The organism is Bacteroides sp. HF-4919, from assembly GCF_018860125.1.
The window spans coordinates 175,950-199,229 of sequence record NZ_JAHKNF010000007.1 but is presented as its reverse complement, the minus strand read 5'-3'; the positions used below and the strand labels follow the sequence as shown (position 1 = coordinate 199,229).

Below are 23,280 nucleotides of genomic sequence, written 5' to 3'. Positions count from 1 at the left end.
TGTTTCTTCTGTTATTGTTATGTTCTGTATTGTATTGTTCTGTATTGTATTGTAGGTTTTTCTGGGTTTTTATACATACGTAAGGCGTTGCTAATCAATGGTGAAAACTGGATGTTTGGTTTTGGGTTTTCTGCCTTCCTTTTCGTGTGCTTTTCAGGCGGGTTTTCTGTTTTAAAACGTGTTTCTTCGATAGCTCGTCAAGTCGTCTTTTGGGGGCTTTTCTTTGCCTCCCAATGCTTTTTATTTCTTATTTCAGTATGCAAATAAATTTTATCCCTTATCTTTGCACCCTCAAACAGAGAGAAAGTGAACTTAATTATCGATATTGGAAATACAGTAGCCAAGGTAGCGCTTTTTGACCAAACTTCTATGGTAGAAGTTGTTTACGATTCTAATCAATCTCTGGATTGTTTAGAGGCAGTTTGCAGCAAATATAATGTTCGAAAAGCGATTGTTGCCACTGTTATAGACTTAAACGAATGTGTGTTGGCTCAGTTGGGTAAGCTCCCTGTACCCATTTTATGGTTGAATTGCAATACGCCGCTTCCGGTAACGAATCTGTATGAAACACCTGAAACTCTCGGCTATGACCGGATGGCTGCTGTTGTAGCGGCCAACGATCAGTTTCCCGGTAAAGACATTCTGGTGATTGATGCGGGTACATGTATCACTTATGAATTTATTGACTCTTTGGGGCAATATCATGGTGGAAATATTTCGCCCGGATTATGGATGCGTCTCAAAGCGCTTCATCAGTTCACCGGGCGTTTGCCTTTGATCAATGCGGAAGGACGCCTGCCGGATATGGGAAAAGATACTGAAACAGCCATTCGTTCCGGAGTGAAAAAAGGGATAGAATACGAAATTGCAGGGTATATTACGGCTATGAAGCATAAATATCCTGAACTTTTGGTTTTTTTAACGGGCGGAGATGATTTTTCTTTTGATACGAAATTAAAAAGTGTCATCTTTGCAGATAGATTTTTAGTGTTGAAAGGATTAAATAGAATATTAAACTATAATAATGGTAGGATATAAACAGACACTTTGTGCGCTTCTGCTCACGATATTATTACCCGGAGTGGCAATCGCTCAAAATAATACAAACTCTCCTTATACACGATATGGCTATGGTCAGTTGGCTGATCAGGCATTTGCAAATAGTAAAGCAATGGGAGGGATTGCTTATGGGTTGCGCAATGGATCACATATTAATCCGTTAAATCCTGCTTCTTACACAGCGATTGATTCGTTGACTTTTCTTTTCGACGGAGGGTTTTCGATGCAAAATACCAACTTCAGTAGTGAAGGAACAAAGCTGAATGCGAAAAATTCAAGTTTTGACTACATCGCCATGCAGTTCCGTTTGCAAAAATGGATAGCCATGAGTATTGGTTTGTTGCCTTATTCGAGTGTCGGCTATAGCATGGCAAAAGCAGATAAAGACGTTGCGTCGGAAGATGCGCAGAATGTGACTACATTTTCCGGAGACGGCGGGTTGCATCAGCTTTATGTAGGTTTTGGAGTGAAAGTGCTTAAAAATTTGTCTGTCGGTGCGAATGTGTCTTACTTTTGGGGTGAAATAACACGTACGGCACGCATTGCTTTCCCGAATAATGAAAATGCTTTTACTTTTCAAAATGTTGATTATTTGTCCGTTCGCGACTATAAATTGGATTTTGGGGCACAGTATACACAACAGTTTGGCAGAAAACATGCTGTTACTTTAGGAGTTGTGTTCTCACCTAAAAAAGATTTGCATAATGAAGCTTATGTGCAAAGGGCAACACTTACCAATTCCAATAGTAACCAGACAGTTGCGGTGAGCACTATCGATACGGTGGCCACCTATGGGACACCAAACAGTTTTGGAGTGGGACTCACCTACGAATATGACAAACGTCTGATCATTGGTGCAGATTTTAATTTGCAGAAATGGGGAGATGTAACCTATATGAATCAACCTAACGCCTTTTGCGATGCAATGAAAATTTCAGTAGGTGCCGAATATATGCCGAATCGTTTTTCACGCAGTTATCTGGCACATATTAAATATCGTGTTGGCGGATATTATTCGGAACCCTACTATAAGATAGGGGGGGAGAGAGCTTCTCGTGAGTATGGAGTGACAGCCGGTTTGGGGTTACCGCTTCCGGGGTCACGTTCGCTAATCAATGTTTCAGCCCAATACATTAAAGTACACGGACTGAGAGCTGGTATGGTAGATGAAAATACATTGCGGTTGAGTCTTGGAATTACCTTTAATGAAGGCTGGTTCTTCAAACGTAAAGTAAAATAACAGAAAGAATAGACGGTATTATATAACAACTAAAATTTAGATACAATGAAAATTAAAACGCTTGTGGCTGTGTTGTTTCTTTCGGCGGGAGCAACAACTGTGGTAGCACAGGACGACGCTAATTGTAATTCGAACAGTAGTATTTCTCACGAAGCGGTGAAAGCAGGCAACTTTAAAGATGCCTATACTCCGTGGAAAGCTGTTTTGGAGAACTGTCCGACTCTTCGTTTCTATACCTTCACAGACGGTTATAAAATTCTGAAAGGGTTGCTGGGACAGATCAAAGACAGAAATTCTGCTGAATACAAACAGTATTTTGACGAGTTGATGAATACCCATGATCTTCGTATGAAGTATACTCAGGAATTTTTGGGAAAAGGTGTGAAAGTATCATCAGAGGACGAAGCTTTGGGGATCAAGGCTGTTGATTATATTGCCTTTGCTCCTAAAATGGATGTAAACCAAGCTTATGAGTGGCTGAAAAAGTCGGTAGATGCTGTAAAAGGTGAATCTTCGGGAGCTACTATATTCTACTTCCTGCAGATGTCACATGATAAACTGAAAACAGATCCTGCCCACAAAGAACAGTTTATTCAGGATTACCTGAGTGCATCCGAATATGTGGACGCTGCCATAGCTGCTGCTGATAAAGAGAGTACAAAGAAAGCGCTTACTGGTATCAAAGACAATTTGGTAGCTCTGTTCATCAATAGCGGTACAGCCGATTGTGAATCACTGCAAGCAATCTATGCTCCCAAAGTAGAAGCTAATCAGACAGATCTGGCTTATTTAAAGAAAGTTATCGACATTATGAAGATGATGAAATGTACAGATAGTGAAGCCTATCAACAAGCTTCATTCTATGTGTATAAAATAGAGCCTTCAGCTGAAGCTGCTACAGGATGTGCCTACCAAGCTTATAAGAAGGGGGATATTGAAACTTCTGTGAAGTTCTTTGATGAAGCGATTAATCTGGAAACGGATAATGCGAAGAAAGCGGAAAAAGCTTATGCTGCTGCCAGTGTTTTAACTACTGCTAAGAAGTTATCTCAGGCAAGATCATATGCTCAGAAAGCAATCAGTTTCAATGAAAACTACGGTGCTCCTTATATCCTTATTGCTAACCTGTATGCAATGAGTCCGAACTGGAGTGATGAATCAGCATTGAATAAGTGTACTTATTTTGTGGTTATTGATAAGTTGCAGAAAGCTAAATCTGTAGATCCGAGTGTTGCAGAAGAGGCTAACAAAATGATCGGTAGATATTCCGCTTATACTCCGCAGGCTAAAGACTTGTTCATGTTGGGTTACAAAGCTGGTGACCGCATCACTATCGGTGGCTGGATTGGAGAGACTACAACGATCAGATAAATTTATGTTGCGACAACAAAGTAACAGTTTATTAAATAAAAGTTTGAGCATAACAATTGTCTTCGGGGCAATTGTTATGCTTCTTTTATTTTCTTCCTGTGGCGGAAGAAATAAGGCAATGGCCGATGCCATTACCGAACGGGATTCCCTGCCTGTCATGGACACGCGAGGGGTGACGACTCTTATATCCGATTCCGGAGTTACGCGTTATCGGGTCAATACTGAAGAGTGGCTGATTTTTGACAAGAAGAAACCCTCGTATTGGGCCTTTGAGAAGGGAATTTATTTGGAGCAGTTCGACTCCTTGTTTCATGTAGATGCAAGTATAAAGGCAGATACGGCTTATTATTACGACCGTGACCGGCTTTGGAAGCTTATTGGGAATGTAGACATTAAAAGTCTGAAAGGAGATCATGTCAGTACCGAATTATTATACTGGAATGAAGCCACCAAGAAAGTATATACCGATAAATTTGTCCAGATGGAGCAGCCCGATCAGGTGATAACCGGATATGGTTTTGAGTCGGATGACCGATTTCTGAAGCCAGTTGTTCACAATATTGCCGGTATATTTTATGTTGATCAAGATGCCGAAAAGGCAAAAACAGATTCTGTAAATTAGTTATGAGTATCATTATTTACCTGTTGATAACCATGGCATTCTCCGCCTTCTTTTCCGGTATGGAGATTGCTTTTGTTTCGGTAGACAAACTTCGTTTTGAAATGGATAGGAAAGGGGGAGTGTCGTCTCGTATTCTTTCGCTTTTCTTCCGGAACCCGAATGATTTTATTTCTACCATGTTGGTCGGGAATAACATTGCTTTGGTTATCTATGGTATATTGATGGCACAGATTATCGGTGATAATTTGCTGGCCGGGTGGATTACCAATCATTTTGTGATGGTATTGATACAGACCGTTATTTCTACATTGATTATCCTGGTAACAGGAGAGTTCTTGCCAAAAACACTTTTTAAGATCAATCCGAATCTGGTTCTGAATGTATGTGCGCTTCCTCTTTTTATCTGTTATATCATTCTTTATCCGATATCCAAATTCTCGTCGGGAGTTTCTTATCTTTTCCTTCGCCTGTTCGGGATGAAAGTGAATAAGGAGGCTTCGGCAAAAGCTTTTGGAAAAGTAGACCTCGATTATTTTGTCCAGTCGAGTATAGATAATGCCGAAAGCGAAGAGACCCTGGATACAGAAGTGAAAATCTTTCAGAATGCTCTCGATTTTTCGACGGTTAAAATACGAGATTGCATTGTTCCCCGTACGGAAGTAGTAGCCGTTGCATTGGATACCTCGCTTGAGGAACTTAAAAACCGGTTTGTGGAATCCGGAATATCAAAAATAATTGTTTATGACGGAAACATAGACAATGTCGTGGGGTACATTCATTCGTCGGAAATGTTCCGTAACCCGAAAGACTGGCGCGACCATGTGAAAGAGGTACCTATTGTGCCCGAAACAATGGCTGCCCATAAGCTGATGAAACTGTTTATGCAGCAAAAGAAGACTATTGCCGTAGTAGTGGATGAGTTCGGAGGAACTTCGGGCATTGTCAGTCTGGAAGATCTTGTTGAAGAAATTTTTGGTGACATAGAGGATGAACATGACAATACTTCCTATATCTGCAAGCAAATCGGAGAACATGAATATGTGCTTTCGGCCCGTCTTGAAATAGAGAAAGTAAATGAAACTTTCGATTTGGACCTCCCGGAGTCCGATGACTATCTGACAGTGGGAGGATTAATCTTGAATCAGTATCAGAGTTTCCCAAAATTGCACGAATTGGTATCCGTGGGTAAATATCAGTTTAAAATAATTAAGGTTACAGCAACGAAAATCGAACTTGTTCGGCTGAAAGTGATGGAATAATGATCGATAACTGTAATTTTTTAGCTAATAAATAGATGCATATTAGCATTTTTTGTATCTTCGTGCGCTAAAACCAAAGATGAAGAAAATAATAATAACAAATAAATCGTATTAATCAAAATGGCAACATTACAAAACATTAGATCCAAAGGACCCCTGTTGGTGATCGTTATTGGTTTGGCTTTGTTTGCTTTCATTGCGGGCGATGCCTGGAAAGTTCTCCAGCCACACCAGTCGCATGATGTAGGCGAAGTCAACGGAGAAACTCTTTCTGCTCAGGACTACCAGAATATGGTAGAAGAATATACTGAAGTCATCAAGTTCTCCAGCGGAATGAGTTCATTGAACGATGAACAAACCAATCAGGTGAAAGACGAAGTATGGCGTAGCTACGTGAACAATAAACTGATTGAAAAAGAAGCGAAGAAGCTGGGGATTACAGTTTCAAAGGCTGAAATTCAGTCTATCATCAACGAAGGTGTGAATCCGTTGCTGCAACAGACTCCGTTCCGCAATCCGCAAACGGGTGCTTTCGATAAAGATATGTTGAAGAAATTTTTGTCTGACTATTCTAAAATGGACAAAACTAAGATGCCGTCTCAATATGTAGAATACTATGAAGGCATGCATAAACTTTGGTCATTCGTTGAAAAAACTCTGATTCAGAGCCGTCTGGCTGAAAAATATCAGGCATTGGTGACAAAGGCTCTTTTCTCTAACCCGGTTGAAGCACAAGATGCTTTCGATGCAAGAGTGAACCAATCGGATGTACTGTTGGCTGCTGTGCCTTATTCTTCAATTGTTGATTCTACCATTACAGTGAAAGAGTCAGAGCTGAAAGATCTCTATAATAAGAAGAAAGAACAGTTCAAACAATATGTTGAAACACGCAATATCAAATATATCGACGTACAGGTGACTGCCAGTGCGGAAGATAAAGCGGCTATTCAGCAGGAAGTGACTGATTATACAAATCAGTTGGCTACTGCTAATGGTGATTATACTACTTTCATCCGTTCGACAGGATCTGAATATCCTTACGTTGATTTGTATTATACTAAAAGAGCTTTTCCGTCAGATGTAGTTGCACGGATGGATTCAGCCTCAGTGGGACAGGTATATGGTCCTTATTATAATGCCGGTGATAATACCATTAACTCTTTCAAGGTTTTGTCTAAAGTGGCTGCTGCCGATTCTGTACAGTTCCGTCAGATTCAGGTTTATGCTGAAGATGCTGCTAAAACAAAAGTTTTGGCTGATAGTATTTATACAGCAATTAAAGGTGGGGCCGACTTCACCGCTTTGGCTAAAAAGTATGGACAGACAGGTGAATCCAACTGGATTTCTTCTGCTAACTACGAAAATGCACAGATTGATGGTGACAACCTGAAGTTTATCACCACGATCAACAACTTGGGAGTGAACGAACTCTCTAATGTAGCATTGGGACAGGGTAACATCATTTTGCAGGTTACTGACAAGAAAGCTGTGAAAGATAAATATAAAGTTGCCGTAATCAAACGCGCAGTTGACTTCAGCAAAGAAACTTATAATAAGGCATATAATGACTTCAGTCAGTTTATCGCAGCCAATCCGACGGTAGAAAAGATGGCGGCTAATGCTGAAGAAGCAGGTTATAAATTGCTTGAAAGAAATGATTTGTATAGCTCGGAACACGGAATCGGTGGTATCAGAGGAACCAAAGAAGCTCTGAAATGGACATTTGCTGCAAAACCCGGTGAAGTTTCCGGTTTGTATGAATGTGGTGAGAGCGATCGTATGCTGGTTGTCGGCCTGGTTAACGTGATCGAAGAAGGTTATCGTCCTTTGGCTCAGGTTCAGGATCAGTTAAGAGCAGAAATCATTCGTGATAAGAAGGCTGAAAAAATTATGGCTGACATGAAGGCTGCCAATGCAACTTCTTTCGATCAGTATAAATCAATGGCCAATGCAGTGAGCGATTCAGTGAAACACGTAACATTTGCGGCTCCTGCCTATGTAGCTGCTTTGCGTAGTAGCGAACCGCTGGTAGGTGCTTATGCATCGGTAGCCGATATTAATAAACTGAGCGCTCCTATCAAAGGTAATGGCGGTGTATTTGTATTGCAGGTATATGCCAAAGATAAGTTGAATGAAACATTCGATGCCAAGGCAGAGGAGGTTACTCTGGAAAATATGCATGCCCGTCTGGCTGCCCGTTTCATGAACGATCTTTATCTGAAAGGTGATGTAAAAGACAAGCGTTACCTGTTCTTCTAAAAACAAGACTCGTTTTCTTCAGAAAATAGTTTTATAGATAAAAGGTCATTCCTTGTGGAATGGCCTTTTCTTTTTGTTCTCTCTTTCCTTCTTCTTATTAACTTTTGTCCTTTCTCTTTTCAAAAATCAACTTTTATTCCTTACATTTGCATGAATAAATAAATATTTGTAGTAAATATGCCCAAATATCCGCTTTTAGGAATGACTCTTACCGAATTGCAATCTGTTACCAAAGACTTGGGGATGCCGGCTTTTGCGGCCAAACAGATAGCTTCCTGGTTGTACGATAAAAAAGTGACTTCTATTGACGAAATGACTAATTTGTCGTTGAAGCATAGAGAATTGCTGAAAGGCGAGTACGATTTGGGAGTAGTCGCACCCGTGGATGCTATGCGTTCCATAGATGGTACGGTGAAGTATCTTTATCGCGTGGGAGAGAACCATTTTGTTGAAGCGGTATATATTCCTGATGAAGACCGGGCGACACTGTGTGTGTCTTCCCAGGTGGGGTGTAAAATGAACTGCAAATTTTGCATGACGGGCAAGCAAGGATTTACAGCAAGTCTGACTGCCAATCAGATTTTAAATCAGATCGCGGCATTGCCGGAGCGGGACAAGTTGACTAATGTCGTTATGATGGGGATGGGTGAACCGCTTGACAACTTGGATGAAGTTTTAAAAGCATTGCATATCCTGACAGCTTCGTATGGATACGGTTGGAGTCCAAAACGTATAACTTTGTCGTCGGTGGGGTTACGGAAGGGACTACAGCGTTTTATTGAAGAAAGCGAGTGCCATCTGGCCATCAGCCTGCATTCTCCCTTTCCTTCACAGCGTTCAGAGTTGATGCCTGCCGAAAGAGCCTTCTCGATAAAAGAGATGGTCGATCTGTTAAAAAACTATGATTTTAGTAAACAACGCAGACTTTCGTTTGAATACATTGTTTTTAAAGGCGTCAATGATTCGTTGATTTATGCCAAAGAGCTGGTAAAGTTACTTCGTGGGCTTGATTGCCGGATGAATCTGATTCGCTTTCATGCCATTCCCGGAGTGGATCTTGAAGGTGCCGATATGGAGACTATGACGGCATTTCGTGATTATCTGACGTCGCACGGATTGTTTACTACGATTCGCGCTTCAAGGGGAGAAGATATTTTTGCTGCCTGTGGTATGTTATCGACTGCCAAGCAGGAAGAGAGTGACAAGAATTAATATAAATTATCAGCTTCGTAGACTATATGTATACGGTGATTTCGTAGTTTTGTGAAAACATTAAAATTGATGCATATGAAAAAGTACCTGTTTTACCTCAGTATGGCTCTTGTAGCAGTAGTATTGTTTTCTTGTAAAGGCGGCAAGAAAAGTGTGTTTACTCCAACTTCCAGCGGACGTGCTTACGAAATCCTGGTGGTCGTTGATAATCCTGTGTGGGAGCGTCCTGCCGGTAGAGCTTTGTACAATGTGCTTGATACAGATGTACCTGGACTTCCGCAATCGGAACGTTCGTTCAGAATCATGTCTACTTCTGCGAACAATTTCGATGCTATCCTGAAGCTGGTACGTAATATTATTATCGTAGATATACAGGACATCTATAGTCAGCCTAAATTTAAGTATGCCAAGGATGTATATGCATCTCCCCAGATGATTCTGACTATTCAGGCTCCGGACGAAGCCACATTTGAAAAGTTTGTGAATGAAAACAAGCAAGCAATTATCGACTTCTTTACCCGTGCCGAGATGAATCGCCAGATTTCCTTGTTAGAGAAAAACCACAATGATTTCATTTCGAAGAAGGTTAACAGTATGTTCGATAGCGACATCTGGCTTCCGGCTGAGTTGGGCAGTTCAAAGACTGGAGAGGGTTTCTTCTGGGCAGGTACGAATACAGCTTCCGCTGATCAGAATTTTGTGATCTACTCTTATCCGTATGCCGATAAGGATACGTTTACGAAAGAGTTTTTCATCCATAAACGCGATTCTGTGATGAAAGCTAATATTCCGGGAGCTAAAGAAGGTATGTATATGTCGACAGACTCGACTACAGTCGAGGTTCGTCCAATCGATATTCATGGCGATTATACAATGGAAGCACGTGGGCTTTGGCGTATGAAGGGTGACTTCATGGGTGGTCCGTTTGTTTCGCACACTCGTCTGGACAAAGCTAACCATCGTATTGTCACTGTAGAGGTATTTATTTACTCACCAGATAAATTGAAACGTAACCTGATGCGCATGTTGGAAGCATCTCTGTATACTTTGCAACTTCCTACTGAGAAGAAGCAGGAGCAGATTCCGATGGGCATAGAGCAGGAGGAGAAAACTAACAAATAACAAAATGGAAGATAACAAAATAAAAATTGGTATCACTCAGGGAGACATAAACGGGGTAGGATACGAAGTAATCTTGAAGACTTTTGCCGACCCCGTCATGTTGGAACTTTGTACACCGGTCATTTACGGTTCGCCGAAGGTGGCTGCATATCACCGTAAATCACTCGATCTGCCTACTAACTTCAGTATTGTCAATACTGCTGCAGAAGCTGCACACAATCGGTTGAGTGTAGTCAATTGTACGGATGACGAAGTGAAAGTCGAGTTTTCAAAACCCGATCCGGAGGCCGGTAAAGCAGCTTTAGGGGCACTTGAAAAAGCGATAGAGGAGTTCAGGGAAGGGTTGATTGATGTCATTGTGACAGCTCCTATTAATAAGCATACAATTCAGTCCGAAGGATTCGCTTTCCCCGGACATACTGAATATATTGAAGAGCGTTTGGGAGACGGTTCGAAATCTCTGATGATCTTGATGAAGGAGGATTTCCGTGTGGCTTTGGTGACCGGTCATATTCCGGTTCGGGAGATAGCTTCTTCGATAACCAAAGAGCTGATTCAGGAGAAACTTGTCATTTTCAACCGTTCGTTGAAACAGGATTTTGGAATCGGCGCACCTCGCATTGCAGTGTTGGCACTGAATCCACATGCCGGAGATGACGGGTTGCTCGGTACGGAAGAACAGGAGATCATTTCTCCGGCTATCCAGGAGATGGCTGCTAAAGGAATCTTATGTTATGGTCCTTATCCGGCTGACGGCTTTATGGGATCGGGTAATTTTACCCATTTTGACGGAGTGCTCGCTATGTATCATGATCAGGGACTGGCACCTTTCAAGGCATTGGCCATGGATGAAGGTGTGAATTATACGGCAGGTCTGCCTGTGATACGCACTTCTCCGGCGCACGGTACAGCCTATGATATTGCAGGAAAAGGGGTTGCTTGTGAAGATTCATTCCGGCAAGCCATTTATGTAGCGATTGATGTATTCCGTAACCGCCAGCGTGAAAAGGCAGCACATGCTAATCCGTTGCGTAAACAATATTACGAAAAAAGAGACGACAGTGATAAACTGAAGCTCGATACAGTAGATGACGATATTTAATCAGGAAGGGAGTTTAGTGCGAATATGACAAAAGCGGAAATACAACAAGTAAAACTAAGGTTCGGTATTATTGGTAACACTGAAGCCTTGACGCGTGCGATAGATGTTGCCATACAGGTAGCGCCTACCGATTTGTCCGTGCTAATAACCGGAGAGAGTGGTGTCGGCAAGGAAAGCTTTCCTCAGATTATTCATCAGTATAGCCGTCGTAAACATGGCCAGTATATTGCCGTGAACTGTGGTGCTATTCCTGAGGGGACCATTGATTCGGAACTATTTGGGCATGAAAAAGGGGCTTTTACAGGTGCTATTGGTGAGCGGAAAGGATATTTTGGCGAGGCCGACGGAGGGACTATCTTTCTGGATGAAGTCGGGGAGTTGCCTTTGCCTACTCAGGCGCGTTTGCTTCGTGTGCTTGAAAGCGGAGAGTTTATAAAAGTAGGTTCTTCCAAAGTGCAGAAAACAGATGTCCGTATTGTGGCTGCTACCAATGTCAATCTGACACAAGCCATTGCTGAAGGGCGTTTTCGTGAGGATTTGTATTACCGTCTCAATACGGTACCCATCCAGATTCCTCCTTTGCGGGAACGTGGAGAAGACGTGCTGTTGCTGTTCCGCAAGTTTGCAAGTGATTTTGCGGAGAAATATCGTATGCCTGCGATACAACTGACCGAAGATGCCAAACAGGTTTTGTTGTCATATTCATGGCCGGGTAATGTGCGCCAATTGAAGAATATCACGGAACAGATCTCCATCATTGAGACAAATCGTGAAATCAATGCTTCTATTTTGCGGACCTATCTGCCTGCCCAGAATACACAACGACTGCCGGCTTTGTTCGGTGTAAAGCCCGGGAAGAGTTTTGAAAGTGAACGTGAAATTTTATATCAGGTTCTCTTTGATATGCGGCAGGATGTGACCGAACTGAAAAAGCTTGTGCACGAAATCATGTCCGAACGCGGAGCTGTAGCTTCCAATGTTGGTACGTTTTATGCCCCGGCTCCTGTTGTGACGCCTCCGCCTTCTGTACCTGCCCTGATCCATCCGGTCAAGCCTAATTGTCCCGATGACGATGACATACAGGATACCGAAGAGTATGTTGAAGAGTCTCTTTCGCTGGACGAGGTAGAGAAAGAAATGATACGTAAAGCCCTTGAGAAACATCATGGCAAACGAAAAAGTGCGGCAAAGGACCTCAATATCTCTGAGCGTACCCTTTACCGAAAAATAAAAGAATATGGATTGGAATAAAAAGATAATGCGAATCTCACTACTGGTTGTCACGCTGGTAGTGGGCATCTCGTGTACTGTTTCTTATAAATTTAATGGTGGTAATATCAATTACGATAAGGTAAAGACTATTTCTATAGCCGACTTTCCTATAAAGTCGGACTATGTTTATGCACCGTTAGGTACTAAATTCAATGAAGATCTGAAAGATATCTTCCTTCGCCAGACTCGCCTGAAGCTGGTGAATAATAATGCCGACCTTCAGATTGATGGAGAAATCACCGGATACAACCAGTATAACCAAGCTGTTTCGGCCGATGGATACTCTTCTGAAACGAAGCTGACGATTACGGTAAATGTTCGTTTTGTGAATAATACGAACCATGAGCAGGACTTCGAACAGCAATTCTCGGCTTTCCGTGTCTACGACTCAAGAGAGTTACTGACAGCTGTTCAGGACGGACTGATTGCGGAGATGACCAAAGAGATTACAGATCAAATATTTAATGCAACGGTAGCAAATTGGTAATTGGGATGATTTCTGCTAATTTACAACAATGGATTCAGCATCCTGAAACGCTGAATAAAGATACTTTGTACGAGTTGCGGACACTTGTCACACGCTATCCTTATTTCCAGTCGCTGCGTTTACTCTATCTTAAAAATCTTTATCTGTTACACGATATCTCTTTCGGTGCGGAGCTTCGTAAAGCCATATTATATGTGGCAGATCGCCGGAAGCTGTTTTATCTGATTGAAGGTGAGAGGTATATTTTGAAGCCCCGTAAAAAGAATATGGCTTCCGAAGCAGAAGTGTTGGAGGAAGAGCCCGGTCTGGATCGTACACTCTCCCTGATCGATGCTTTTTTGGCCACTGTGCCTGAAGAGGTTTCCGGGCAGACAAGTCTGGACTATTCAATGGATTATACTACTTATCTGTTACAGGAAGATGAAGAAGATTCCTCTCCGGAACAGTCGGAGATTCCGAAACTTCGTGGGCATGAATTGATTGATGGCTTTATCGAGAGAAGTGAGGGAGAAACATCCATTCGTCTGCAGCCCGCAGCTAACAATGAAACGCTTCCCGTGGAAGAAGAGGGGGAGGCGCATCATGAAGAAGATGAAGATGATAGCTGTTTTACCGAAACATTAGCCAAAATATATGTCAAACAGCACCGATATTCCAAGGCACTTGAAATTATTAAAAAATTAAGTTTGAAATATCCAAAAAAAAATGCTTACTTTGCAGACCAAATCAGATTTTTAGAGAAATTGATTATTAACGCTAAATCAAAATAACAAAATGTACTTATTATTAGTTATCTTAATGGTTATTGCAGCCATACTGATGTGCTTCATTGTGTTGATTCAGAACTCAAAAGGCGGTGGTCTTGCTTCTGGGTTCTCGTCATCTAACCAGATTATGGGTGTACGCAAAACTACAGACTTTCTGGAAAAGGCAACTTGGGGCTTAGCTGCATTTATGGTTGTGATGAGCATTGCTACTGCTTATGTTGTTCCGACTTCTTCTTCTAAAACGCAAGATGTCATCATGGAACAGGCTCAGCAGGAAGAACAGACCAACCCGTATAACCTGCCTGTAGGTACTACTGCACCGAAGACGGATGCTGCTGCTCCGGCTGAAGCACCTGCAACAGAAACTCCGGCAACCCCGGCAAACTAACAACAGATTCTTTTTAAGAAACGATAAGTGAAGCTGCAATTTCAAACCGAAACTTGCAGCTTCACTTGTTTTTAGCCGTAAAATGTATCTTTTTGTTAGGCATACAAGGCGGATTTAGTTACCTTTGTTCGCTATAACACTTTTACTAACTTCTGAGTTTAAATATTACAATGACAGAACAATTGAGAAACAAACTGAGTGACTCCAAAACACTTCGTTGGAGTGTGCTCGCTCTGGTCGCTTTTACTATGCTTTGCGGCTATTTCCTTACCGACGTAATGTCTCCTTTGAAACCCATGCTCGAAAAAGAGCTCCTTTGGGATAGTTTGGATTATGGATTCTTTACCAGCGCTTACGGGTGGTTTAATGTATTCCTGCTGATGTTGATTTTTGGTGGTATCATTCTCGATAAGATGGGAGTTCGTTTCACCGGAATGGGAGCCTGTATACTGATGGTGCTGGGTTGTGGACTGAAATATTATGCTATTTCTACAACTTTCCCCGAAGGCGCTTTGATTATGGGCTTCAAAACTCAGGTCTTTCTGGCTGCTTTAGGATATGCTATCTTTGGTGTAGGTGTAGAGATTGCAGGTATTACGGTTTCCAAGATTATTGTAAAATGGTTTAAGGGCAAAGAGATGGCTTTAGCCATGGGACTTGAGATGGCAACCGCGCGTATCGGTACTACTTTGGCAATGGTACTTACTGTTCCTATTGCCGATTATTTTGGCTATACGGATGAAAGTGGCAGTTTCCATACCAATATTCCGATGCCTATTTTGTTGTGTCTGATTATGCTGTGCATCGGTACTATCGCCTTCTTTATCTATACCTTTTATGATAAGAAACTTGATGCTTCTTTAGATGCTCAGGGAGAAGAACCGGAGGAACCGTTCCGTATGAAGGATGTTATGCTTATTGTTACTAATAAGGGATTCTGGTTGATTGCTTTATTGTGTGTATTGTTCTATTCCGCTGTCTTCCCCTTTATTAAATATGCAACTGACTTGATGGTGCAGAAGTATAACGTAGATCCTAAATTGGCCGGAAATATCCCGGGATTACTACCGATAGGTACCATCTTCCTGACTCCGTTGTTTGGTACTCTTTATGACCGTATCGGTAAGGGAGCGACGTTGATGATTATCGGTGCCGTCATGCTGATTGGTGTGCATACTTTGTTTGCGCTTCCTATTCTGAACGTATGGTGGTTTGCCACTGTGATTATGATTGTTCTGGGTATTGCCTTCTCACTGGTGCCTTCGGCCATGTGGCCTTCTGTTCCGAAAATTATTCCGGAGAAACAACTGGGTACAGCCTATGCCCTGATTTTCTGGGTACAGAACTGGGGATTGATGGGTGTTCCTTTGTTGATCGGATGGGTACTGAATACTTATTGCAAAGGTCCCGTTGTAGATGGTGCACAGACCTATGATTATACTTTGCCTATGTCTATCTTTGCTTGTTTTGGTGTTTTGGCACTGATTGTGGCTTTGATGCTGAAAGCTGAAGATAAGAAGAAGGGATACGGATTGCAGGAAGCGAATATTAAGAAATAACAGAATATGGCAGACGCGAAAGAGAAAATAAATCTTCTGGATGTAATTCCTTTCCGTAGTGAGAATATTACAGCCGAAAAGGGAAGCGATGGTACCGTTACCATTGCTTTCCCCCGGTTTAAATACGAGTGGATGCGGCGATTCTTGTTGCCTAAAGGAATGTCTGCGGATATTCATGTCCGGCTGGAAGATCATGGCACTGCCGTATGGGAGTTGATTGACGGAAAGAGAACCGTACGCCGGATTATTGAAGAGCTGGCAGAACACTTCAATTACGAAGAAAATTACGAATCACGTATTACGGCTTATATCACTCAGTTGCAGAAAGACGGATTTGTGAAATTAGTGATTGAGAACTGATTGCATTACGATATACTATCGGAATATAATAAAAAGACTCCGGTTGATTCAAAAATGAAGTGCACCCTAAAAGTTAAACATGAACTTTTGGGGTGCACTTCATTTAAGATCGGCCGGAGTTTTTGATTATGCTTTATTCTCCTTCTTCTCTATCTACCTTGATCAAGCCTCCTGTATCCGGGTTGAAAGTAACCTGAACAGTCGATTTCTTATTGAAAAGCGCCGGAGCCAGATATTCTATGGTACCGAATTGTGTGACAGGAAGTTCTCCGTTAAACCATTGCTTTTTCCCCTCCGTTAGTGTTACTTGTGCTTTGCCGGGCACATTATAGGCAATGCCGTCCACCTTCTTTTTGCCATCGTCTTCCGGTACGTTGACGGTTTTCAGATTCTTCAGCGTGATATAAACCGGCTCTCCTGCAAGATCGTTATTAGCAACTATGCCCAGCTTCTTCGAAAAGCGGAAGGCTACTTCGTTGTCCATTTCCTTATCCGGAGTGAGGCGGATGTTGAATATCTTTTCGTCTTTATTCAAGGTACCCGAGAACATTTCGGTCATGGCAGCCTCTTGCTCTTCCAGGTTGGCGAGCATAATCTTCAGTTGCTCCCCATCTTTGGGCATGTTGTCTGCCTGTCCGCGTACCAAGGCATTTTTACTTTCACGAATGTTATAAATCTCTTTGGCAACCAACTCCGCCATTTTAGCTGTAGAACCTGCCATCAGAATCTCTTCGGTCAGAAAATCACGTGGATTTATCTTCTTTTTCTGTGTCGTGGCGGGTTGCATCGGAGCCGACTTTTTAGGAGATAGCGGTACGTTGATTGATTTTACGATACCATCTTCAGTCAATTCTATTAGCGGAGCTACTGTTTTATCTTTCAGCTTGACAAAATAGGTATGTTCGCTATCGGGGATACCGACAGATTTTGCTTTGACGCTGACCAGTTCCCAATATTCCTGAGGCTCACCCGACACATCGGTCAACCGGAGATAACGGTCGGCATACTTGCTGAATTCTCCCGGAGTATATGTCACTTTATTGACTTTGACTTCAATATTGATTGCTGTTTTAGGAAGTGCATAGGTTACTCCGTAATCTTTTCCCCGGGTAACTCCCGCTGTAACTTCGGTCTGGGCATAAGCCGAGGTAGAGAGTAACAGCCCTGTCAGTATAATTAGCTTTTTCATTTCCGGTTTATTTTAACTGGTTTAAAAAACAAAGTTAATGAAGTTATTTGGAAAATCATAAGTTGTTAACCTTTATTCGCTTACCAGACGCCAGGCCATTGGCAAATAATTGACAATATCTCCGGCTGTCATACCGATAACGCCCTGCTTTTTGCGTGCGAAATCACCGGCCAGACCGTGTACGTAAGTACCTATTTTAGCTGCTTCTTCAGCCGGGTATCCCTGTGTCAGTAAAGCCAGTACGACACCCGTCAATACATCTCCACTTCCGGCTGTCGCCATGCCCGGATTACCTGTGGAGTTGAAATAACATTTGCCCGAAGGGGTGATAATTGCTGAATAAGCTCCTTTTAATATAATATGTACTTTAGCGGTACGAGCCAGTTCACAAGCTTTCATCAGTCGCTCGTACGAATTCTGGCATTTGCCCACCATACGTTCCAGCTCCTTGGGGTGAGGGGTCAGGATGGAGCCTTTGGGGAGCGTGGTCAGTGCATGTCGGTGGTTGGCTAATATATTCAGTGCATCGGCATCCAGCACCAAAGGAGTCTGGCATCCACTGAGTTGCTCGAGCAATGCGGCTTCTGTTTCTTCTGAGCGTCCGATTCCCGGACCGATACCTACCGCCTGATAGTCATCTGTATCTGTGGGAAAAGCAAAGCAGGAATCACTGGCATCGAGTTCGACAATTGCTTCCGGGACGGAAATCTGTAGGATGTCATTGTTACGCATGGGTGCGTGTACAGTCAGCAATCCTACCCCCGAACGCATACAGGCACGGGCCGCCAGCACCGAAGCCCCTGCCATACCATACGATCCGGCAATCAGCAAGGCGTGTCCGAAATTTCCTTTGTGTGAAAAGGGGCTGCGGGGTTTGATCAAAGCATGTATCTCTTCTGCTTCCAATAAGGCATAATTGCTTTCTGTTTCTTCGATGGCTTCATGGCTGAGGTTGATATCCAGCAATTTCCATTCACCAACGAATTCGGCATTCTCTGCGAAGAGAAAAGCCAGTTTGGGCAATTGCAGGCTCAGTGTCAGATGGGCATGGATGATATTGGCTTTTACGTTAAATGTGTTTTCTTCTCCCATCAATCCCGAAGGGATGTCGATAGCAACCACTGTAGCAGGCGATGCATTGATATATTTCACTACAGCCGCGAAACCGCCGCTTAACGGTTTATTGAGTCCCGAACCAAAAAGTCCGTCCACTACCAAATGATCCATTGTCAGGGTAGGAGGTACAAATTGTGTGCTTACTTCACTGAACTTCACATTATCCATCATTTCCACCAACTCTTTGTTGGTCTGACAGTCGGCTGACAGTTCTCCTTTCGGGTTGAATAGATAGGCTTCAACCTTATATTCCTTTTCCGCCAGCATGCGGGCCACGGCAAGGGCATCTCCGCCGTTATTACCCGGTCCCGCAAATACCGTGACAGGAGTTGTGATGTCCCAACGTTCAGTGATGGCTTTTGTCAGTGCCTGCGCTGCCCGTTCCATCAGGTCGATCGATGCAATCGGTTCATGTTCTATGGTGTAAGCATCCAGTTTTTTGATGCTGCTACTTGGAAAAATCTTCATGGTGAACTTTTATTTTAAGTTTTTTGACCCACAAAGATAGCAATTAATATACGAAATCAGGAACTTCTTTTTCTTCTTCTTTTTCTTCTTCTTTTTTTCTGAATACGCCTGTTTTTCCGTAGTTCTCTCTACGATAACGTTGGTGCAGATAGATAAATGAACATACGAAAGCGACAAAACAAATCACTCCTACATAGCCGGCCATCAGGTTGTAGAAAGCGGTCCAGTTAATGTCAGGTGAAAAGAATTCCTTGACAGCCAATACGATAACCGTACCCGTATAGCCGAGAAAATCATTCATGGCAATAAAGAAACCTACATTACCCCGGATTTTGAAGCAAGCGATAAAACGGTCGAAGAAAATGGTCTGAAAAGTGAGAAAAGCCAGATAAAGACAGAGGCTCTGAATGAATAACCAGACAATAGCGTTTAATTGCAATTGTTCGTAACCAAATGAAACCACTGCCATCACTACCATGCTGATGATGATCAATCCCAGTAATATCGATAATGCTTTCAAGTTGCTTCGTACAAAAACCATCAACCCGAAAATGACAAGGATAATGATAGTTACTACGCTGTCTACCTGAGCAAACATCCACGAAGAGTATTGGGATACATCGATAATCTTCACCAGGAAGTCTTCTTTGATATCCCTTAAGATTGTCAATACTACATTGGCAATGAAGAGCAGGGTGAGAAATGGCATAAAATTCTTGAAGATATCCCAACGCTGTTTGCCGTTCAGTGTCTCCCGTTTCGATTTCATGGCGATATCTTCGGTCGTGGGTTGTGGGAGCCGGTTCAGAGAATAACCCAATAGGGCGAGTATAGGTAAAGCAATACCTCCGATCAGAGCCGGCATCCAGAATTCACTTATGTTTAAAGTGTCCATAACAAACAAGCCGGCGGACTTAGCTGTTCCCGAGCTGATAACCATACTGACACCCAACAGGCTGGCGAGTATGTCCGTCATGCGGCGTCCTTCTATAAAACTAAAAATGATTCCCCACATACATCCCAATGAAAGACCGTTCAGAAACATAGCTCCTATATTATAAGGTGCAGGTAGTAGTCCGAACAGTATCAACGAAGCTTCTGCCAGTACAATGGAGATCAGGATGAATTTCATCCGGTTTTCCCGTTTCAACTCTGAAATAAGTTTGATCCCAATGAACTTGGAAAGTACGTATCCTAATATCTGTGCGATAGTGACCACTACTTTATAATCCATTCCAAATGCCTCAAGTCCATCGAATCCGGCAGCCGTATAAGGTTTTCTTAGTGCATAAACCAGTGAGTAGGAGAGCAATGCAGCACCACCTGCCCAAAGAATGAAAAGGAAATCGGAAAGTTTCTTTTGTGAATTAGTTTTTACTTGTTGTACATTGTCCATAACATCTGCTTGTTGTTTTCTGGCGCAAAAATAGGTCCCTCGTATTACAGACCTGTTACTGAATATATGAATATTTATTATTAATAGATATTGATAATGAAAGAGTTATGCTGTAATGTTTATGTAACATTTATGAAATAGAAACGAAATTCATGCTGTGCTTCTATCGAATAAATTCCCTACTTTTAGGTATTGCCTGTTTATGTGGAATCTGTAACTTTGTTTGCGAAACCAAAACAAATAATAAATGAAAAGAAAAAGCCTTATTAACAGAATCTTGCAGAATGTCCGTAAACCCGAAGGATTCTTTGGAAGAATGATACTCTGGGGAATGAATCAGGGACATGCTTCGTTGGCTCATTGGGGAATGTCTTGTATGGAGTGGCATCAGGGATGGAACGTGCTTGATATAGGTTGCGGTGGTGGTGCCAACCTGGCGCAAATCCTCAAATATTGCCCGCAAGGTAAGGCTTTTGGCATAGACATTTCACCGGAAAGTGTTGCTTTTGCACGAAAAAGAAACAGAAGGCAACTTGGTACACGTTGTTTTGTAGAGCAGGGGAGTGTCGATCAACTTCCATATTCCGATCACAGTTTTAATGTGGTCACCGCTTTTGAGACCATTTACTTCTGGAGTGACTTACAGCATACTTTTACTGAAGTGGCACGTGTCTTGAAGCCTGGCGGAGCATTTCTTATCTGTTGTGAAATGAGTGATCCGACGAATGAAGTATGGACCAGTCGTGTCGAAGGAATGGTGGTGTATTCCGATGATCAGCTGAAGACTATTCTTGTTAATGCCGGTTTTACCAATATAGCCATGTACCGCCGTAGAAAAGAGGAATTATGTATAATAGGGCATAAGAAAATGATGCAGTTGTAAAGGATACCGATGGTTAGCTTACTACTGAATGTATTAACAATGTTAATGGTAAGAAGAGAAGTTTAATTGCTTGCCGATAACTTATTAACTTCGTATTTTTATGAAGTTAATATCCTATGGTTACGAAGTTAACTTTAACACTGTGTTAAAGTTAACTTCCTATAATCATTTTATTAATACCCTGTTTGCAGGAAATCAGATGATTATATGTTTGTTGTTTAGTTCAGGTAGAATCATCCTTTTACATTTAAAATATGAAGTTGTCAATTTATCAAGTTAGCATTAATACTTCTTGTTACTTAATTAAATGCTTGTTTTTATATTTTTCTATAATACATATATTATAATACTTCCCTTCTTTATGAAGATTTGAATTATACTTTTGATTTACATGGGTATAGCCATGTTTTGTGAAAATAATCTGTGAAAAGTTTTGGAGACTCGAAAGAAGGTTTTACCTTTGCAACCGGAAATATATATGCGTGTGAATACTCCTTTTTGAATCGAATATATATTTCAAATAAAATAATTCAACGTATCAGATGGTTCTCAAATCTGATGCGAATACTTTTTCTATATCCAATCATTAAAAAACTTAATCTGTAAACTGCTGAAAATAAGGCGTATTTTTTGAATATTCCTGTTTTTAACAAATTTTCATCCTTAGTCATTACTGAAACTTTTTCTTACGAACGTAGTCTTGGAGACAACAGATAGCGATAAACATTGGTATGTCGTACTGACACGAACTAACTCAGAACGTAAAGTTCGGGATTATTTTCAATTGCAGGAGGTAGATACCTTTCTTCCTGTACAAAACCGTGTCATAGAGCGTGAAGGAAAACGCATTGAGCGTGAGCGCCTTTTGTTGCCCCGTATGGTTTTCGTTCATATCTCCCGTCAGGAAATGGCCGCCGTCCGAAGCACACTGAATGTATACGATTTCCTTCGTGATCGTTCCACCGGGGCTCCTACCTGTATCCCTGATGCGCAAATGGCTGATTTTCGCTATATGCTCGATTACTCCCAGGATCAGGTGATCCTGACAGGAGAGTCCATTCCCAAAGGTACTCGTGTAGTAGTTGCCAAGGGCGATTTACAAGGCTTGCGGGGAGAATTGGTCCGCTATAATAATAAATATCATATTTTAGTACGTATCGATATGTTCGGTAGCGCTATGGTTACAATTCCGGCTAGCTACATCCGGAAAGAGAAATAAAAAGTATATATGTAAAGAAAATACCATTATATGTAATGGCGATAACAATATATGTAACGGGTGATAACAATATATGTAATGCCTCGTTACGTCGTTAGATATAATTCTATTGGATATTATTACTCTTCTTCAGGTTTCGGAAGTGCAAGTGCTCGTTTATAGTTGACAAAAAAGTAAGTATCCCAGCTTTCGACCGAAAAGGCTATCGGTGGGAGGAAAAAGTGAATTTAACACTTAACTGTTTGAAAAGTAATGCTTTCAAAGTACAAGCCTTCTGTCTACAAAAGTTTCGTTTTAACACAGTGTTAAAGCTTGTTCTTTAGATGCAAATAACGAGTGTTTTAAATGCAAAAGGCCTGTTGTTTACGCACAAGAACCAAACAGTCTAAAAAAGACGTTAACAATGTTAATTGAAGAAAGGCATAAGTATATCGGTTCAGACGGTGTAAATCTACTTCTGAAACTGAAGTTACTTTTTCTATATAAATAAAAACCGAAAAAGAATCGACGAATCATAATTCATTCCTTTTTAAAATGAAAAATTCTCTGTGTAATTCTGTGTCCTCCGTAGTGAAGAAACTCTTGGAGTATGGCGGGGACGGTACTCCTGTCTATGTGAATGAACTTACTGCGTTAAATAAAGAACTCCGTAACTTGTGTGCCGATCTTCTTCTTCAGAAAGGAAAATCCCCCGAAGAAGAGGCGGAAATTCTTGTTACTTTGTTCAAAGGTTACGATACCATGCTGTTTAATTTCTCCTTAGAAAATGAACAGGTTGTTCAAGAATTATTGGATCGTTCAATGACTGTTTTAGAAAAACTACCAGCCTCTGTATTGAAATGTCAATTGCTGCTGGAGTGCTTTGAACAGATGGGAGATGAGGAGCTGATAAGAGAAGTGAAAAATATTGTAAATCGATTAGCTTAGTAG

General features: G+C 41.7%; 21 protein-coding genes. 18 read left to right on the top strand and 3 right to left on the bottom strand.

Annotated features, from left to right (window positions below):
• Positions 1-306: 306 nt before the first annotated feature.
• The 15 genes from KO473_RS13755 to KO473_RS13685 all read left to right on the top strand — a co-directional run bounded on the left by KO473_RS13755 (position 307) and on the right by KO473_RS13685 (position 16,079).
• Positions 307-1,038, top strand: coding sequence for a type III pantothenate kinase (locus KO473_RS13755; RefSeq protein WP_005775814.1), 732 nt, complete (start codon positions 307-309; stop codon positions 1,036-1,038).
• Positions 1,025-2,299, top strand: coding sequence for a hypothetical protein (locus tag KO473_RS13750; RefSeq protein ID WP_122130466.1), 1,275 nt, complete (start codon positions 1,025-1,027; stop codon positions 2,297-2,299). The genes KO473_RS13755 and KO473_RS13750 overlap by 14 nt, the downstream gene beginning before the upstream one ends.
• A gap of 45 nt (positions 2,300-2,344) precedes the next feature.
• Entirely contained in the window at positions 2,345-3,670 is a 1,326-nt protein-coding gene (locus tag KO473_RS13745; protein WP_005775816.1) for a hypothetical protein, read from the top strand.
• A gap of 4 nt (positions 3,671-3,674) precedes the next feature.
• Entirely contained in the window at positions 3,675-4,292 is a 618-nt protein-coding gene (gene lptC / locus KO473_RS13740; protein WP_005809955.1) for an LPS export ABC transporter periplasmic protein LptC, read from the top strand.
• A 2-nt stretch (positions 4,293-4,294) separates the two neighbouring features.
• Positions 4,295-5,551: a hemolysin family protein gene (locus KO473_RS13735; RefSeq protein WP_005809954.1), complete on the top strand. Its 1,257-nt coding sequence runs from the start codon at positions 4,295-4,297 to the stop codon at positions 5,549-5,551.
• Between the two features lie 120 nt (positions 5,552-5,671).
• The gene (locus tag KO473_RS13730; protein WP_005775820.1) at positions 5,672-7,810 is read left to right on the top strand and encodes a peptidylprolyl isomerase; all 2,139 of its coding nucleotides are present in this window, start codon (positions 5,672-5,674) and stop codon (positions 7,808-7,810) included.
• 177 nt (positions 7,811-7,987) lie between these two features.
• Positions 7,988-9,022: a 23S rRNA (adenine(2503)-C(2))-methyltransferase RlmN gene (gene rlmN, locus KO473_RS13725; protein ID WP_005818682.1), complete on the top strand. Its 1,035-nt coding sequence runs from the start codon at positions 7,988-7,990 to the stop codon at positions 9,020-9,022.
• A 75-nt stretch (positions 9,023-9,097) separates the two neighbouring features.
• Positions 9,098-10,144 carry a DUF4837 family protein gene (locus tag KO473_RS13720; RefSeq protein WP_005818683.1) on the top strand — a complete coding sequence of 349 codons (1,047 nt, stop codon included), beginning with the start codon at positions 9,098-9,100 and terminating at the stop codon, positions 10,142-10,144.
• Positions 10,145-10,148: 4 nt separating this feature from the next.
• Entirely contained in the window at positions 10,149-11,246 is a 1,098-nt protein-coding gene (pdxA, locus tag KO473_RS13715) for a 4-hydroxythreonine-4-phosphate dehydrogenase PdxA (protein ID WP_005775823.1), read from the top strand.
• 24 nt (positions 11,247-11,270) lie between these two features.
• On the top strand, positions 11,271-12,497 hold the full coding sequence (locus KO473_RS13710; protein ID WP_005809949.1) for a sigma-54-dependent Fis family transcriptional regulator: 1,227 nt from the start codon (positions 11,271-11,273) through the stop codon (positions 12,495-12,497).
• On the top strand, positions 12,484-13,005 hold the full coding sequence (gene lptE / locus KO473_RS13705) for an LptE family protein (RefSeq protein WP_005775825.1): 522 nt from the start codon (positions 12,484-12,486) through the stop codon (positions 13,003-13,005). The genes KO473_RS13710 and lptE overlap by 14 nt, the downstream gene beginning before the upstream one ends.
• Positions 13,006-13,010: 5 nt before the next feature.
• Positions 13,011-13,775 (top strand): hypothetical protein, encoded by a 765-nt coding sequence (locus KO473_RS13700; RefSeq protein WP_005818684.1) that lies wholly within the window; start codon positions 13,011-13,013, stop codon positions 13,773-13,775.
• Between the two features lie 4 nt (positions 13,776-13,779).
• Complete coding sequence (gene secG, locus KO473_RS13695; RefSeq protein WP_005775827.1) at positions 13,780-14,160, top strand: preprotein translocase subunit SecG; 381 nt, start codon at positions 13,780-13,782, stop codon at positions 14,158-14,160.
• 170 nt (positions 14,161-14,330) lie between these two features.
• Entirely contained in the window at positions 14,331-15,719 is a 1,389-nt protein-coding gene (locus tag KO473_RS13690) for an MFS transporter (RefSeq protein WP_005818686.1), read from the top strand.
• Between the two features lie 6 nt (positions 15,720-15,725).
• Positions 15,726-16,079 (top strand): PqqD family protein, encoded by a 354-nt coding sequence (locus KO473_RS13685; RefSeq protein WP_005818687.1) that lies wholly within the window; start codon positions 15,726-15,728, stop codon positions 16,077-16,079.
• A gap of 133 nt (positions 16,080-16,212) precedes the next feature.
• Here KO473_RS13685 and KO473_RS13680 read toward each other — a convergent pair whose 3' ends face one another.
• From KO473_RS13680 to KO473_RS13670, 3 genes are all read right to left on the bottom strand, one after another.
• Positions 16,213-17,268 carry a DUF4831 family protein gene (locus KO473_RS13680; RefSeq protein WP_005801184.1) on the bottom strand — a complete coding sequence of 352 codons (1,056 nt, stop codon included), beginning with the start codon at positions 17,266-17,268 and terminating at the stop codon, positions 16,213-16,215.
• Between the two features lie 72 nt (positions 17,269-17,340).
• Positions 17,341-18,852, bottom strand: a complete 1,512-nt coding sequence (locus KO473_RS13675; RefSeq protein WP_005809940.1) for a bifunctional ADP-dependent NAD(P)H-hydrate dehydratase/NAD(P)H-hydrate epimerase — start codon at positions 18,850-18,852, stop codon at positions 17,341-17,343.
• A 43-nt stretch (positions 18,853-18,895) separates the two neighbouring features.
• Positions 18,896-20,248 carry a DUF5690 family protein gene (locus KO473_RS13670; RefSeq protein ID WP_005818689.1) on the bottom strand — a complete coding sequence of 451 codons (1,353 nt, stop codon included), beginning with the start codon at positions 20,246-20,248 and terminating at the stop codon, positions 18,896-18,898.
• A gap of 247 nt (positions 20,249-20,495) precedes the next feature.
• Between KO473_RS13670 and KO473_RS13665 the strand changes: the two genes are divergently transcribed.
• From KO473_RS13665 to KO473_RS13655, 3 genes are all read left to right on the top strand, one after another.
• Positions 20,496-21,131, top strand: coding sequence for a class I SAM-dependent methyltransferase (locus KO473_RS13665; RefSeq protein ID WP_005809936.1), 636 nt, complete (start codon positions 20,496-20,498; stop codon positions 21,129-21,131).
• A gap of 700 nt (positions 21,132-21,831) precedes the next feature.
• Positions 21,832-22,350 carry a capsular polysaccharide transcription antiterminator UpcY gene (gene upcY / locus KO473_RS13660; RefSeq protein ID WP_005818690.1) on the top strand — a complete coding sequence of 173 codons (519 nt, stop codon included), beginning with the start codon at positions 21,832-21,834 and terminating at the stop codon, positions 22,348-22,350.
• Between the two features lie 534 nt (positions 22,351-22,884).
• Complete coding sequence (locus tag KO473_RS13655) at positions 22,885-23,277, top strand: UpxZ family transcription anti-terminator antagonist (RefSeq protein WP_005818691.1); 393 nt, start codon at positions 22,885-22,887, stop codon at positions 23,275-23,277.
• The last annotated feature ends 3 nt before the right edge of the window (positions 23,278-23,280 follow it).

Coding starts and splice junctions, on each gene's coding strand:
- KO473_RS13750 (WP_122130466.1), top strand. CDS start 1,025: ATGGTAGGATATAAACAGACACTTTGTGCGCTTCTGCTCACGATATTA.
- KO473_RS13670 (WP_005818689.1), bottom strand. CDS start 20,248: ATGGACAATGTACAACAAGTAAAAACTAATTCACAAAAGAAACTTTCC.
- KO473_RS13690 (WP_005818686.1), top strand. CDS start 14,331: ATGACAGAACAATTGAGAAACAAACTGAGTGACTCCAAAACACTTCGT.
- lptC (WP_005809955.1), top strand. CDS start 3,675: ATGTTGCGACAACAAAGTAACAGTTTATTAAATAAAAGTTTGAGCATA.
- KO473_RS13685 (WP_005818687.1), top strand. CDS start 15,726: ATGGCAGACGCGAAAGAGAAAATAAATCTTCTGGATGTAATTCCTTTC.
- KO473_RS13720 (WP_005818683.1), top strand. CDS start 9,098: ATGAAAAAGTACCTGTTTTACCTCAGTATGGCTCTTGTAGCAGTAGTA.
- KO473_RS13730 (WP_005775820.1), top strand. CDS start 5,672: ATGGCAACATTACAAAACATTAGATCCAAAGGACCCCTGTTGGTGATC.
- rlmN (WP_005818682.1), top strand. CDS start 7,988: ATGCCCAAATATCCGCTTTTAGGAATGACTCTTACCGAATTGCAATCT.
- KO473_RS13675 (WP_005809940.1), bottom strand. CDS start 18,852: ATGAAGATTTTTCCAAGTAGCAGCATCAAAAAACTGGATGCTTACACC.
- KO473_RS13665 (WP_005809936.1), top strand. CDS start 20,496: ATGAAAAGAAAAAGCCTTATTAACAGAATCTTGCAGAATGTCCGTAAA.
- lptE (WP_005775825.1), top strand. CDS start 12,484: ATGGATTGGAATAAAAAGATAATGCGAATCTCACTACTGGTTGTCACG.
- KO473_RS13655 (WP_005818691.1), top strand. CDS start 22,885: ATGAAAAATTCTCTGTGTAATTCTGTGTCCTCCGTAGTGAAGAAACTC.
- KO473_RS13680 (WP_005801184.1), bottom strand. CDS start 17,268: ATGAAAAAGCTAATTATACTGACAGGGCTGTTACTCTCTACCTCGGCT.
- secG (WP_005775827.1), top strand. CDS start 13,780: ATGTACTTATTATTAGTTATCTTAATGGTTATTGCAGCCATACTGATG.
- KO473_RS13710 (WP_005809949.1), top strand. CDS start 11,271: ATGACAAAAGCGGAAATACAACAAGTAAAACTAAGGTTCGGTATTATT.
- KO473_RS13745 (WP_005775816.1), top strand. CDS start 2,345: ATGAAAATTAAAACGCTTGTGGCTGTGTTGTTTCTTTCGGCGGGAGCA.
- KO473_RS13735 (WP_005809954.1), top strand. CDS start 4,295: ATGAGTATCATTATTTACCTGTTGATAACCATGGCATTCTCCGCCTTC.
- KO473_RS13700 (WP_005818684.1), top strand. CDS start 13,011: ATGATTTCTGCTAATTTACAACAATGGATTCAGCATCCTGAAACGCTG.
- pdxA (WP_005775823.1), top strand. CDS start 10,149: ATGGAAGATAACAAAATAAAAATTGGTATCACTCAGGGAGACATAAAC.